General features: G+C 60.5%; 10 protein-coding genes and 2 pseudogenes. 5 read left to right on the top strand and 7 right to left on the bottom strand.

The window, feature by feature from the left end; genetic code table 11:
• Positions 1 to 90: 90 nt before the first annotated feature.
• The 3 genes from AC1DVF_RS14400 to AC1DVF_RS14390 form a co-directional block, all read right to left on the bottom strand.
• The gene (locus AC1DVF_RS14400; protein WP_477782649.1) at positions 91 to 1,818 is read right to left on the bottom strand and encodes a J domain-containing protein; all 1,728 of its coding nucleotides are present in this window, start codon (positions 1,816 to 1,818) and stop codon (positions 91 to 93) included.
• Between the two features lie 11 nt (positions 1,819 to 1,829).
• The gene (locus AC1DVF_RS14395) at positions 1,830 to 3,527 is read right to left on the bottom strand and encodes a molecular chaperone HscC (RefSeq protein WP_116255199.1); all 1,698 of its coding nucleotides are present in this window, start codon (positions 3,525 to 3,527) and stop codon (positions 1,830 to 1,832) included.
• 188 nt (positions 3,528 to 3,715) lie between these two features.
• Complete coding sequence (locus AC1DVF_RS14390; RefSeq protein WP_460088990.1) at positions 3,716 to 5,134, bottom strand: short-chain fatty acid transporter; 1,419 nt, start codon at positions 5,132 to 5,134, stop codon at positions 3,716 to 3,718.
• 334 nt (positions 5,135 to 5,468) lie between these two features.
• Here AC1DVF_RS14390 and AC1DVF_RS14385 point away from each other — a divergent pair, with 334 nt between their 5' ends.
• From AC1DVF_RS14385 to AC1DVF_RS14365, 5 genes and pseudogenes are all read left to right on the top strand, one after another.
• Entirely contained in the window at positions 5,469 to 6,782 is a 1,314-nt protein-coding gene (locus AC1DVF_RS14385) for an MFS transporter (RefSeq protein WP_477782648.1), read from the top strand.
• A pseudogene (locus AC1DVF_RS14380) lies at positions 6,758 to 7,675 on the top strand (PAS domain-containing protein); the annotation flags it as partial. The gene AC1DVF_RS14385 and the pseudogene AC1DVF_RS14380, both read left to right, overlap by 25 nt.
• Positions 7,655 to 8,215, top strand: a complete 561-nt coding sequence (locus AC1DVF_RS14375) for a methyl-accepting chemotaxis protein (protein ID WP_371748318.1) — start codon at positions 7,655 to 7,657, stop codon at positions 8,213 to 8,215. The pseudogene AC1DVF_RS14380 and the gene AC1DVF_RS14375, both read left to right, overlap by 21 nt.
• Before the next feature lie 153 nt (positions 8,216 to 8,368).
• Positions 8,369 to 8,968 carry a flavin reductase family protein gene (locus tag AC1DVF_RS14370; RefSeq protein ID WP_099757184.1) on the top strand — a complete coding sequence of 200 codons (600 nt, stop codon included), beginning with the start codon at positions 8,369 to 8,371 and terminating at the stop codon, positions 8,966 to 8,968.
• A gap of 75 nt (positions 8,969 to 9,043) precedes the next feature.
• Positions 9,044 to 9,676, top strand: a complete 633-nt coding sequence (locus AC1DVF_RS14365; protein ID WP_093441500.1) for a LysE family translocator — start codon at positions 9,044 to 9,046, stop codon at positions 9,674 to 9,676.
• Between the two features lie 39 nt (positions 9,677 to 9,715).
• Here the strand turns inward: AC1DVF_RS14365 and AC1DVF_RS14360 are convergent, their stop codons facing one another.
• The 4 genes and pseudogenes from AC1DVF_RS14360 to ggt form a co-directional block, all read right to left on the bottom strand.
• Positions 9,716 to 10,528, bottom strand: coding sequence for a MerR family transcriptional regulator (locus AC1DVF_RS14360; RefSeq protein ID WP_116255195.1), 813 nt, complete (start codon positions 10,526 to 10,528; stop codon positions 9,716 to 9,718).
• Between the two features lie 62 nt (positions 10,529 to 10,590).
• Positions 10,591 to 10,797 (bottom strand): annotated as a pseudogene (locus AC1DVF_RS14355) (transcriptional regulator); the annotation flags it as partial.
• Between the two features lie 119 nt (positions 10,798 to 10,916).
• Positions 10,917 to 11,285: a DUF6124 family protein gene (locus AC1DVF_RS14350; protein WP_414925687.1), complete on the bottom strand. Its 369-nt coding sequence runs from the start codon at positions 11,283 to 11,285 to the stop codon at positions 10,917 to 10,919.
• A gap of 396 nt (positions 11,286 to 11,681) precedes the next feature.
• Positions 11,682 to 13,514 (bottom strand): gamma-glutamyltransferase, encoded by a 1,833-nt coding sequence (gene ggt, locus AC1DVF_RS14345; RefSeq protein WP_477782647.1) that lies wholly within the window; start codon positions 13,512 to 13,514, stop codon positions 11,682 to 11,684.
• Positions 13,515 to 13,605 lie beyond the last annotated feature (91 nt).

Raw genomic sequence — 13,605 nt, 5'->3', positions numbered from 1 at the left:
CCCGCTTGCTTAATTGTTTCAGTATGTTTCGGGCGGACGCTAGCAAGGCAATATGACGGTTGGGTGACAGAGCGTTTTGTCGTTGCGCTCCTAGCCGGGCATGAGCTGGGTGAGCGAATAGCCGAGCCTGCTCGCCGCTGTTACGGCGGTCATGACCACCAGAAACAGCAATTGCAGCGGACTGAAGTGCGCCCAATGCAATGCGGTCAGCCAAGGGTGGCGGCTGCTCAGTTCCGGATCGAGCGAACCGATACGGCGTTTGTGCACCAGCCCGATCAGGAGCGTGCCGACATAAGTGAGCGCGCCCAGCGGCCCGAGCATCAGCGAAAACAACAGCAGCATCACCACCTGCGGAACCCCGTGGCGTATCACCAGCCAGCGCGTGTCAGGGTTCCATTTGCGCGGAATCAGTCCCTCGGTGAGCCACAGATCCGGCACGATCACGTGGGCCGTGAGCACCACCCACCAACTCAATGCAAAGCGAAAAAACCATACCGGTACGCAGGCAAAGATCATCGGAATGAAGATGAGATTGGCGGCATCCCTTTTCTCAATACCCAGATAGAACAGGCACAGCGCCAAGGCAATTGCCGCCCATACCCGTACCCAGGTCTCGGCGGCGATGGGCCGTGGAAAGAACCGTCGCCAGTAAAAAACATCGGCATAGGGCAAACGTGCGAGCAGTTCGGGGAAGCGCCAAGCAAGCTTTTCCGACAAGTCATGGCAGGCCTGCCATTCATTCTGGCCAAAGCCATCAATGATCTTCTTCTGCTGCAGGGGCTTGAGCGGATTGATCAACAGATGCGCGGCCTGAACGTCGGCCGCCCACGTGCGGTCACTTTCCGCCTTGCCCCGCAGATTGTCATAGAAGCTTTCCTGAACGCAGCGTTCGATCAGTCTGTCCCAGAGCCAGTTCGGTTGCGGGTGCAGGCCTTTGTTGTGATCCCAGCCGAACAGTTGGCCGATGCGGTCGAACAGCGGCACGCTCCACTCGCTGTCATTGAGCAAGTGCAGCAGGGTTTGCTGCCATTGTTCGCGGCGATCGAAAACCTGCAGCCACGGTTGGGCGCTGTAGCGTTTGAGCACGTTGAGGAATTCGCGCTCGCTCTGGCTTTCCAGCAGCGCTTGCAGGGTGTTTCGGTAATCGGCCATCAGGCTCTCAGCGAGCCCGTCACGCTGACGATCATTCATCAGCACGTCTTGCCACGGCCCCAACCATCCCAGTTGCTCGACGGCCCAGTGCAGCACTGGGCTGCGCAGATGTGGCAGGTCAAAACACCGTTGCAGCAACAGCCTTTCGAACGCCTTGGCGCAGCCTTGCTGTTGCGCCTGATCCCAACGCTCGCCGAGATTTTCTGGCGATAGCCCTTCAAGCAGTTGCCGCGCGGCCTGCGCTTCAAGCACATACGCTTCTGTGTCCGGGGCCGCCGTCAGAGGCTCGACAGGCAAAGCATCATCCTTCGCCGGCGGCGCAAAAGGCTCCGGGGCTGCCGGGTTGACGGGCGGAAAGTCGAGATCGGCAAAATCCCACGCGGTGTTTTGCGGGTGGCTGCGGTTGTTTGCCAGCGCAGCATCGAGAGCCAGTGCGGCAAAGGCGCTGGAAGCCGTGGCCACGGCGACGTCGTCTTCGTCCGCAGGCTCAGCGTTTTCAAGGCGCCACCGGGCAATTGCCAACGCTTGTTCGTAGGCTTCGCGCAAACGCTGGAAACCCTCGGCATCCTCATCGGGGCGGAAGGTTTTCAGCAAGCGCGCATAGCTGCGCTTGATGTCGCGCGCTTCAGCGTCATCGTGCAGGTGCAGCACCGACCAGCAATCCATGGTCAGGCTCCTTATTGCCACGGGGTGCGGTCAAGTTCGCTCAGGCGTCGGCTCAAGTCGGTGCGCACTTCGCGGATCTGGCGCTCGTCCTGAGAGTCGAGGGCTATCTGGAATTGCTTGGCCCAATCGCCCATCAGATCACGCATATCGCCCAGGCTTTCCTGATAGAGGCGCTCCAGACGTGCAGTCAACAGCGTGTTGACCTGCTGCTCGCGCGGATGAATTTTCAGCTGTGCCAGGTTCTGCAGGCGTTGCTGGATTTCCTCCGGCGAGAGCACGCCGGGGTTGTTCTCGATCACCAGCGAATGCTGTTGCCCAGTCAGGGGGATTTTCACCTGGGCTTCAAGCAGGCCGTTGTTGTCGTAGGTGAAACGCACATCGAGAGCGACTTCGCCGGCCTTGCGTTTCGGCACCTTGATGTCCAGTTCGCCGAGTGCCACGTTGTCTTTGACCAGGCGGCTTTCGCCCTGAAAGATGCGCACGACCACCTGTTCCTGATTGTCGTGCAGGGTGTAGACGGTTTTCACCCGACTGACCGGCACGATGCTGTTGCGCTCGATGATCGGCAGGTAGTGGCCGCTCTCATAGTTGCGGCCGACCTGTGTGGAGGTTTCGATGCCCAGGGTGTAGGAGCAGACATCGGTCAGCACCACTTCTTCCAGCGCTGCAGCGCGAGCCTTGAGTGCCGCCTGAATGGCCGCGCCCTGTGCCACGACCTGATCCGGGTCGAGGGTGATCGACGGGAAGCGGCCGAACAGCCCGGCAGCGAGTTTGCGCACCAGCGGCATGCGCGTGGTGCCACCGACCAGCAAAATCTCGTCGAGGTCGCTGACACGGATGCGCGCATCGCGCAGCGCCCGCTCAATCGGCGCACGTAGGCGTTCGAGCAGCGGCATGTACAGCGTTGCCAACTGTTGTTGGGTGATGGTGTGCGTCCACTGCCGCTCACCGAGTTGCAAGCGGAATTCGGCGCTGTCGTCCTGGCCCAGCGCCTTGCGCACGCGCTCGGCCTCGCGACGCAGCGGCTGGATGACGCTGCTGCGCTCAGGGAAGTCGGCGGCCGAACGGTGCTGGCTGATGAAGTGCTCCAGCAGCACCGTGTCGAAGTCTTCGCCACCGAGGAAGTTGTCACCGGCGCTGGCGCGCACTTCCATGACCCCTTCGAACAGCTCCAGAATCGACACGTCGAACGTGCCGCCACCGAGGTCGAAGACCAGGAACGAAGTTTCCTTGTCGCGTTGGTGCAGTCCATAGGCGAGGGCGGCAGCGGTCGGCTCGTTGATCAGCTTCTCGACCTTCAGCCCGGCCAGTTCGCCGGCGATGCGCGTGGCTTTGCGTTGAGCGTCGCTGAAGTAGGCCGGAACGCTGATCACGGCTTCGGTGACGGTTTCGCCGTAGGCGCGTTCAACGTCTTCCTTCAGACTCTTGAGCACCAGCGCGGACAGCTCTTCCGGGCGAAACGCCTTGTCGGCCAGGTACGTTTGCGTGGCGCTGCCCATGTGGCGCTTGAACAGCGACGCGGTCAGGCGCGGATGCGTGTGCAGACGCTCGCGCGCCGCCTGACCGACCAGAATCCGGCCCTGATCATCCAGGCCGACAACGCTCGGTGTCAGGAACTGACCCAGGGCATTGGGCACCAACTCGGTGGCATCGCCACGCCAGACGGCGACCAGGCTGTTGGTGGTTCCCAGGTCAATCCCTACGATCATTGCAACGAACTCCCTTTGCGCTTGGTAAAAAATGGAAACATTTATGGGCACGCAGAATATTACCGAGGGAGCGATGCGGTAAAGCAGGATGATGGCTCTGAGCCATTATTTGCGACAGGCAGCCCGACACAGAGCTGTTTCAGGAGAAAAGTGTGGGGCGCGGCCATCATGACTGCGCCCCGCTAGGGTTAAGGCATCACTGGCGGCGTATACGCCAGCGTCGTCCCCAACGCCCACAGCAACAGCAGCACCAGCGGCGTGTGCACCAGCAATTGCACAAAGGAGAATCCGATCAGGTCCCGCGCTTTCAGCCCGAGTACGCCGAGCAGCGGCAGCATGTAGAACGGGTTGATCAGGTTCGGCAGCGCTTCGGCCGCGTTGTAGATCTGCACTGCCCAGCCGAGGTGGTACTGCAGATCATTGGCGACCTGCATCACGTACGGCGCCTCGATAATCCACTTGCCGCCACCGGATGGAATGAAGAAACCGAGAATCGCCGAGTACACGCCCATCAACAGTGCATAAGTGTCGTGGGAGGCGATGCTGACGAAGAACGTTGAGATGTGGTGCGCCAGGGTTTGCGCGTCCGTACCTTTGACCGTGGTCATCAGCGCGGCGATCGAGCCGTACAGCGGGAACTGGATCAACACGCCTGTGGTGGTCGGCACGGCGCGGGCGACGGCATCGAGGAAACTGCGCGGCCGCCAGTGCAGCAAGGCGCCGAGCATGATGAACAGGAAGTTATAGGTGTTCAGCCCGGAAATCGCGGTGATCGCCGGTTTGGTTGAAAACTCATGGAACAGCCATCCCGCTGCCAACAGCACCAGCATGATGATCAGCAGCGGACTGTGTTCCAGCCATTCACCCGGACGCGTACGCGGTTGCAGCGGTGGCAGGTTGAAGGCCGGGTCGATGCCACAGGCCTTGGCGTCGCGCGCCGAATTCGGCCCGGGGGCGGTGGCGTAGGCGATGATGATCGAGATCACGATCAGCGCCAGCAACATCACGCCGGACTGCCAGAGGAAAATCGTTTCGGTGAACGGAATCACCCCGGTGATCGACAGGATCGACGGCGGCAGGCTGGCGGGGTTGGCCTGCAACTGTGCAGCCGACGACGACAAGCCCAACGCCCACACTGCGCCAAGGCCCAGATAAGCCGCAGCACCGGCGGCGCGGTAATCCATTTTCAGATCAGTGCGGCGGGCGAGGGCGCGCACCAGCAAACCGCCGAACACCAGCGACAGGCCCCAATTGAGTAGGGACGCGACCATCGAGATCAGCGCCACCCAGGCCACGGCGGAACGGCCGTTTTTCGGGATCCGCGCCAGCCGGTCAATCAGTTTCACGGCCGGTGGCGAACTGGCGACCACGTAGCCGCCGATCACCACGAAGGCCATTTGCATGGTGAACGGGATCAGGCTCCAGAACCCGTCGCCGAACGCCATCGCCGCATCGGTGGGTTTGGCGCCCATGGCCAGGGTGGCCAGGGCGACGATGATCACGGCCAGCGCGGCGAATACCCAGGAATCGGGGAACCAGCGTTCGGCAAAGCTTGAACAGCGCAGGGCAAAGCGTGCGGAGCGGCTATCTTCGATATCAACGGCCACAGGAAGTACCTCGGATTTTTTATGGTTATTTTTGATCCGGCAGGCGAAACGCAGATCTCCTGTAGGAGTGAGCCTGCTCGCGATGGCATCGGCACGTTCAACATGGAGGTGACAGACACACCGCTATCGCGAGCAGGCTCACTCCTACAAGGTTCCCGGCTCGGCTCGAGGTCGGTGGGTTTCACCTGGCAGGACAGGCTTCAACAGTAAATCAAGCGAAGACGATTTGTGAGCAGGTTTTGCAAAACCGGGACTATGGTCTAACGGGTTGTCCATCCGCGCATTTGCGTAGACCATGGGCGCCTTGGTTTTTTGCCTGCCAGAGTTCTTTGCCATGACCGCCCAATCCACGGCCAAACCCTTGCCGTTCAGCCGCTCCGACTACAAGACCCTCGGCCTTGCGGCCCTTGGCGGGGCGCTGGAGATTTACGATTTCATCATTTTCGTATTTTTCGCCCTGACCCTCAGTCAGTTGTTTTTCCCGCCGGAAATGCCTGAGTGGCTGCGTCTGCTGCAAAGCTTCGGGATCTTTGTCACCGGCTACCTGGCGCGGCCGCTGGGCGGGATCCTGATGGCGCATTTCGCCGACAGACTCGGGCGCAAGAAAGTCTTCAGCCTGAGCATCCTGATGATGGCGCTGCCGTGCCTGCTGATTGGGATCATGCCGACCTATGCCCAGATCGGTTATTTCGCGCCGCTGCTGTTGCTGGCGCTGCGCATCCTGCAGGGCGCGGCGGTTGGCGGGGAGGTGCCGAGTGCCTGGGTGTTTGTCGCCGAGCACGCACCGGCCGGCCATCGTGGTTACGCGTTGGGCTTTTTGCAGGCCGGGCTGACCTTCGGTTATCTGATCGGCGCGTTGACTGCGACGTTCCTCGCGCAAGTCTTCACCCCGGCGGAAATCCTCGATTACGCCTGGCGCTATCCGTTCCTGCTCGGTGGTGTGTTCGGCGTGATCGGCGTTTACCTGCGCCGCTGGTTGAGCGAAACCCCGGTGTTCATGGCCATGGAAGCGCAGCGTGAGGCGCGGGTCGAGCTGCCGCTGCGCACGGTGTTGCGCGAGCATCGACTGGCCATGCTGCCGGCGATGTTGCTGACTTGCGTGCTGACTTCGGCGGTGGTGGTGTTCGTCGTCATCACCCCGACCATGATGCAGAAAACCTTCGGCATGAGCGCCAGCCACACCTTCGCCCTCAGCGCGTTGGGCATCGTCTTCCTCAATATCGGCTGTGTGATTGCCGGTCTGTTGGTTGATCGCCTCGGTGCGTGGCGCACGGTCATGCTCTACAGTCTGCTGCTGCCATTGGGTATCGGTGTGCTTTATGGCTGCCTGATCAGCGGTGGCGAGTGGATTGGCATTGCGTATGCCATTGCTGGTCTGGCGTGCGGTGTCGTCGGCGCCGTGCCATCGGTGATGGTCGGCTTGTTCCCCGCGCGTATCCGCGTGTCCGGCATTTCCTTCACCTACAACATTGCCTACGCGGCGTGGGCGAGCACCACACCGCTGTTGCTGATCGGTCTGATGCCGTGGAGTCCGTGGATCTGTGTGATGTTCTGCGCGGTGATGGGCGTTGTGGGGCTATTGACGGCAGCGTATTTTGGCTCGCGAATGCCGCGCACAGGACAATGTCAGGTGGCCGGAGCTGCCTGACAGCGTGCGCTCGAACTATTTTTGACCGACGGGTCGCAAACGCTCTTCAGAAAAGCTTTTCAAGGCCGATGGCTAGGCTGTATCCCGCTTTCTATCCTGCCCATCGGTACTTTCCCATGTTCAACAAACGCCTGAAGCAAGAGCTGGCCGCTCTTCGTGAAGAACTCTCCAGCCTTGTGCAGGTGAAGGAAAGCCTGGAAAGCGAGATGCTGGTGCTGTGCCTGGAACCTGACGGGCGCATTCAATCGGTCAACCAGAACTTCCTTACCGAGATGCTCTACAAGAGCCAGGACCTGATCGGTCGAGCGATTGAAGATATCGTCCCGGCCCACGTAAAGACCGACGAATTCCATCACCGCTTCAAAAACGCCATGACCCGCGGCGAGCATTTCGCCGGTGCCGTGCGCCTGTTGCGCGGCAATGGTGAGGAGGCGTGGCTGCGTTCCATCGTGCAACCGGTGCGTTCTTCGGACGGGCGGATCAAGCACATTTCGCTCTACGCCAGCGACCTGACCCGCACCATCGAAGCCTCGCGTGAACACGAAAATCTGATCGGTGCGCTGGTGCGTTCGACGGCGGTAATCGAGTTCGACCTTAACGGTAATGTGCTCAATGCCAACGATCGCTTTCTCAGCGGCATGGGTTACAGCCTGGCGCAGATCAAGGGCAAACATCACCGCATGTTTTGCACGCCGGAGGAATACAACAGCACCGAGTACCAGAACTTCTGGCGCCGTTTGAACAACGGCGAATTCGTCGCTGAACGCTTCAAGCGTGTCGACAGCCATGGTCGTACGGTCTGGCTGGAGGCGTCCTATAACCCGGTGGTCGATGCCAACGACAAACTCTACAAAGTGGTGAAGTTCGCCACGGTGATCACCGATCAGGTCAACCGCGAACAAGCAGTAGCCGACGCGGCGAGCATTGCCTACAGCACCTCGCAGCAAACCGACAGCACCGCGCAACGTGGCACCACTGTGGTCACCGAGGCGGTGAATGTAATGCGTGATCTGTCGCGGCACATGCAGGCTGCCGGTGAGGGTATCGAAGCGCTGAACGAGCAGTCGCAGGTGATCGGTACCATCGTCAAAACCATCAGCGGCATTGCCGAACAGACCAACCTGCTGGCGCTCAACGCTGCCATTGAGGCGGCGCGCGCCGGTGAGCAGGGCCGTGGTTTTGCGGTGGTGGCTGACGAAGTGCGGCAACTGGCGTCGCGCACCAGTCAGGCGACCGAAGAGATTGTCACCGTGGTGCGGCAGAACCAGGAAATGGCGCGCAATGCGGTGGCGCTGATGACCGACGGCAAGCTCCAGGCCGAACAGGGCCTGGCGCTGGCGGCAGAGGCGGGCACGGTGATTGTCGAGATTCAGGACGGTGCGCAGAAAGTCGTGAATGCTGTCGGCCAGTTTGCCAACCAACTCTCCCACTGACCTGCACTAAACCCTGTAGGAGTGAGCCTGCTCGCGATCACGGTCTGACATTCAACATTTGTGCTGACTGATACACCGCTATCGCGAGCAGGCTCACTCCTACAAATTTACGTTGGCGCTACAATCGGCTCCTTTTCCCCCGGAGCAGATCCCATGAGCGATTCCCACCGCCGCCCGGTGCCCCTGAACAAAGCCTACCGTTTGCTCAACCACGGGCCGACCGTGCTGGTCAGCGCCGCTCACGACGGCCAGCGCAACATCATGGCTGCCGCTTGGGCCATGCCGCTGGATTTCGAGCCACCGAAAGTCGCCGTCGTCCTCGATAAATCCACCTGGACCCGCCAGTTGCTCGAAGCGTCCGGCACCTTCGTGCTCAACGTCCCGTGCGTCAATCAGGCCGACATCGTGCAAACCGTCGGCAATACCTCGGGTCTGGACATCACCCAAACCCAAGGGCAAGACAAGTTTCAGGCCTATGGTTTGCAGACTTTTGCCGGTGAACAAGTCGAAGCGCCGCTGCTTGACGGCTGCGTCGCCTGGCTGGAATGCCGTTTACTCCCGGAGCCGCGCAACCACGAGCAATACGACCTGTTCCTCGCCGAAGTCCTCGCCGCCCACGCCGATGAACGCGTATTCAGCGAAGGGCGCTGGCATTTCGAAGGGCATGACGGTTTGCGCACCTTGCACCACGTGGCGGGCGGGCATTTCCTGAAGATTGGTGATGCGGTGGATGGCAAGACGCTAGCGGTCTGAATGGCGGCTGATGGCAAAACATTGCCGGATGTTGCAAGGTAGAGGGCATCGTCGAACCGATCAGGCGCATGCCCCATGGATCTTTCCCTTTCAAGTTATCTGGCGCCGCTGTTGTCGTTGGCCCTGTTATGGACGGTGGCCGTGGTCACGCCCGGCCCGAATTTCTTCAACATCGCGCAACTGGCGGTCAGCCGTTCCCGCCGCCACGGTGTCGTCGCGGCACTCGGCGTGGCCAGCGGGACCGTGGTGTGGGGGCTGGCGGGTGGCCTGGGCATTCAGTCACTGTTCAGTGCCGCGCCGACGCTGTACCTGAGCTTCAAGATTGCCGGTGGCTGCTACCTGATCTACCTCGGGCTCAAGCAGTTCAAGCGCAAGGCGCCGATTGTCGCGGGCACGCTGGATGACTCGCAGCAAACGTTGCTCGGCGCTTACTGGCGGGGCTTTCTGGGCAACATGACCAATCCCAAATCGGCGTTATTCGTCGCCACCGTCTTCGCCACCGCCATGCCGGCTCACATCCCGCCACTGTTGCTGGCGCTGGCGGTGCTGACCATGGCGACGTTGTCGTTCAGTTGGTATTGCTGCGTGGCGTTGTTCTTCGCCAGTCGGCGGATCGCCGGTGTGTATGAGCGTTCGCGGCAATGGCTGGATCGGTTCGCGGGTGGCTGCTATCTGCTGTTCGGTGCGCATCTGCTGGCGAATCGCTGATCGTGAAAAAGGCTGCGTTTGCAGCCTTTTTCATGACCATCAGTCCTTCAGCGGAATGTACAACTCGACCACGCTGCGCGGGTCCATTGGACCGAAGAACCGCTCGCCGCAATACTCGAATTCAATCCCTTCGTCTGGCGCCATACCGGCGGCAGGCAGCCATTCACTGTAAGCGGCGCGAAAGGTTTCCGGCAGCGTTGTGACTGTTCCGTGGTGCTCCACGCGGGCATAACGCCGAGCCGGTATCTGCAATTCGACCATGCCGCAAATCAGCGGCGCATTGCGCCCCACAGGCAGGCCGGCGATGTAGCGCCATTGACCGTCTTCCAGCGGCTGGCACACGCCGAAAGTGCCGAGCGGTTCATGCAGACGGTCGATCTCTTCTTCCCGTGGTACAAACCGCTGCCACATGTCGGCGATGGTGCCTTCTTCATCTTGTTGCCAGGTCATGCCCATGATTCGCAGGGCGGGATAGTCGACACGTGCAGGCGTTTGCATGGCCGGCAGCGGACGATCCGGTTGTGCAAGATAACGGTTCAATTGCCCTAAAACGTTTTCGCTGCGCTGGATATGGGCTTTCAATTGCTGCGCATGCTTTTCGAGGGTTTCACGCAGATTGACGACACTGTCCAGCCCGCCATTGGCGGACAAGACTTTGATCTCGTCGAGTCCCAAGCCCAACTGTTTGAGCCAGATGATTCGGCCAAGCGTGACGATTTGCTCCGGGCGATAGTAGCGATAACCGTTGTCTCGGCCGGTGGCTGCCGGGCTCAACAGGCCAATGCTGTCGTAATGACGCAATGCCTTGGTGGTGAGCCCGTGGCAGCGGGCCATTTGTCCGATGGTAAGCATGAACCTCTCCTTTTGGCTGCTTGGACTCAACGGTAAAGCTTGCCCCAAGGGCAAACTCAATCCCCTGATTGTTCCATCCGGAATTTGAATGCTTCGGTCGGGTTATAGCGCGGAAATTGCTTGGTTTCGTAGACTTCGATCAAGGTGATCATGGCCTCGAAGTAGTTAGCTTCCGGGGGGTTACGTTCCGGTTCATTGTCGAAAAGCACAGAAACGTCTTGCAGCGCCGCACGGTAGTCTTCTTCGGTATGAATCGGAAGTATGTTCATGAGGTGCCCTAATTTCAGCGGGCGATGACTCCGGCTTGCGGTGCTCCCTCGCCCGATCTTTGGCTACAAGAAAAATCCGATGCCTTTGCGGGCATCGGATTTTTTATACGTCGAAGTAATTATGCAGTCGGCTGAACATTATCCAGCGCCTGATTCACCGCCAGCTCACTCAGCATGACGATTTGCGCGATACCCAGCGCGGTCTTGCGGTGCGCGGTATCCAGCACAGCGGCGAAATTGTTGAGCATCTCGGTGACCGAACCCAAGGTTTCGCTGGCATTGGCCAGCAGGGATTCGGTGTCGTAGACCGGGTTGGCGAGGTACATGGGTTCAGCTACGCGAGTGGACGCCATGATGTGAATGGTCGGTTTGAGGTAGTGGTCGAGGGCGCGGTCGGCCGCTTCGTTGAGTTTTTTGCTGTCGATGGTTGCGTACGGGGATGTTGGGTCGGTGTTTGTTTCGGGGGGATTGGGTGTTGGTTTTTTCATGGTGTTCTCCGATCAGGATAGGAGCTGGCCGATTCGGTTTCCGAACGAATAGGTGGCAGCTGTACGCAGGTTGGAAACCCGGGGAACGGAGAACCCGGTTGACCCGAAGGTCTCCCGCGCACAGCCGCCATAACGGAGTGCACACCATGAAGGTGCGCAAGGATACGTTATGAAAGGCGCTTGTGCGCTCGGTTCTACTCGGGGTTTCCAATCCCGGTCACTGAATTGGCAGCGACGAGTACAGGCTAGAGAGCTGACGTCCGACGGACAACCTGAAAACCTTGTGGGACGGTTCTCTGTTTGCCTCGCAGCTTTTAAACATCCCGATTTGAAATACGCGGTGTGCTAAGCAAAAGGCCTACCTCACGGTAAGCCTTTTCTCTTTGCGTCCTAGCCTCAATCCCCCAACGCTTCGCCTTCACGCCGTGGATCCGCGCCACCCTCCAACGACGCTTTCCCCTGCGCATCCTTGACCCGCACGATGGCCTGGGTGCCGCTGGTCATGTCGATTTCATTCACCGCATGCCCTTTGTCTTTCAGCGCCTGAATCAGCGCCGGGCTGAACTGGCCTTGTTCCAGTTCGGTCGGGCCGTTGCGGCTGCCGAAGTTGGGCAGGCTGATGGCGCTTTGCGGGTCGAGGTTCCAGTCGAGCAGGCCGACGGTGGTTTTCGCTACGTACTCGATGATTTGCGAACCGCCCGGCGAGCCGACCGTGGCGACGAATTCGCCGCTGTGGCGATCGAAGATCAGCGTCGGGGCCATCGACGAGCGTGGGCGCTTACCGGGTTCGACGCGGTTGGCGACTTTCTGGCCGTTCTCTTCGGGGATGAACGAGAAGTCGGTCATCTGGTTGTTCAGCAAGAAACCTTGAACCATCAGGTGTGAACCGAATGCGGCTTCGATGGTGGTGGTCATCGACACCGCGCCGCCGAGGTCATCCACCGCGACCACTTGCGAGGTGGAGATGCGCAGCGGCGAACGGTCCGGTGCGTAGGCGACCTGCACACCCGGTGGCGTGCCCGGTTTGGCGCTGCCCATGCTGCGTTCGCCGATCAGGCTGGCGCGGCTGGCGAGATATCCGGGATCGACCAGACCTTTGACCGGTACCGGCACGAAGTCGGTGTCGGCGACGTATTGCGCGCGGTCGGCGTAGGCCAGGCGTTCGGCTTCGGCGATCAAATGCACGGCTTGCGGATCCGGTTCAATGCCGGCCGGTTTGTCGGTTTTCAGCGGTTTGAGCGGTGTCAGCGAAAGACGTGGATCGCGGGTATCCAGCGCCTGCAACGTACCGAGAATCTGCGCCACGGCGATGCCGCCCGACGACGGTGGCGGCATGCCGCAGACCTGCCAGCGTTTGTAATCGGTGCACAGCGGCGCACGTTCCTTGGCCTGATAGCGCTGCAGATCGTTCAGCGACAGGCTGCCGGGGTTGGCGTGGCCCTGCACCTTGGCGACGATTTCTTCAGCGATCGGGCCTTTGTACAACGCATCCGGGCCTTCGTTGGCAATGCGTTTGAGCACTGCGGCCAGAGCCGGGTTTTGCAGGCGCGTGCCGACGGCTTTGACGCTGCCATCGGTGTTGAGGAAGTACTTGGCCATATCCGGCGACTGGCGGATGACTGGATCTGATTCCAGCAGCGAGTGCAAACGCGCAGATATCGCAAAGCCTTGCTCGGACAGTTTGATCGCCGGTTCAAACAGCTTCGCCCACGGCAGGCGACCGTGTTGTTTATGTGCCATCTCCAGCGCGCGCAACACGCCCGGTGTACCGACCGAACGACCGCCGATCTGCGCCTGCGGGAACGACATAGGCTGGCCATCGGCACGCAAGAACAGCTTCTCGGTGGCTCCGGCCGGTGCGGTTTCGCGGCCGTCATACGTGCGCACCTGTTTACCGTCCCACAACACGATCATCGCGCCTCCGCCGATCCCGGAAGACTGCGGCTCAACCAGAGTCAGCATCGCTTGCATCGCAATCGCTGCATCAATCGCCGAACCGCCTTGACGCAGCATTTCGCGACCGGCCTCAGCAGCCAGAGGATTGGCAGCGGCGGCCATGTGTTGGTTGGCGTGACGGGTTTGCAGATCGGTGCGGAAACCGGACGCGGCTTCCGGTGCCAGCGGCAGGGTCGAAGAGGGCGGGGCGTTGCACGCGGTGAGGGTCAGGGCGCTGATGATCAGCGTCAGGGCAGGCAGGCGAAAGCGGCTCAAGGGCAAGGCTGAAAACACGCGGGCTCTCCGTCCGTGGGATAAAAGTCTCAGGGACTTTATCGACCGCTCGGTCGCGACGCAAACCGGTGGGCATTTTTGTCTTTCTTTT

It is taken from the genome of Pseudomonas sp. P4_D7 (assembly GCF_056401755.1).
Note: the sequence above shows the minus strand (reverse complement) of the source record. Positions and strands in the feature narration are given on the sequence as shown.

Coding starts and splice junctions, on each gene's coding strand:
- AC1DVF_RS14360 (WP_116255195.1), bottom strand. CDS start 10,528: ATGCTTACCATCGGACAAATGGCCCGCTGCCACGGGCTCACCACCAAG.
- AC1DVF_RS14370 (WP_099757184.1), top strand. CDS start 8,369: ATGAGCGATTCCCACCGCCGCCCGGTGCCCCTGAACAAAGCCTACCGT.
- AC1DVF_RS14385 (WP_477782648.1), top strand. CDS start 5,469: ATGACCGCCCAATCCACGGCCAAACCCTTGCCGTTCAGCCGCTCCGAC.
- AC1DVF_RS14400 (WP_477782649.1), bottom strand. CDS start 1,818: ATGGATTGCTGGTCGGTGCTGCACCTGCACGATGACGCTGAAGCGCGC.
- AC1DVF_RS14395 (WP_116255199.1), bottom strand. CDS start 3,527: ATGATCGTAGGGATTGACCTGGGAACCACCAACAGCCTGGTCGCCGTC.
- AC1DVF_RS14365 (WP_093441500.1), top strand. CDS start 9,044: ATGGATCTTTCCCTTTCAAGTTATCTGGCGCCGCTGTTGTCGTTGGCC.
- AC1DVF_RS14350 (WP_414925687.1), bottom strand. CDS start 11,285: ATGAAAAAACCAACACCCAATCCCCCCGAAACAAACACCGACCCAACA.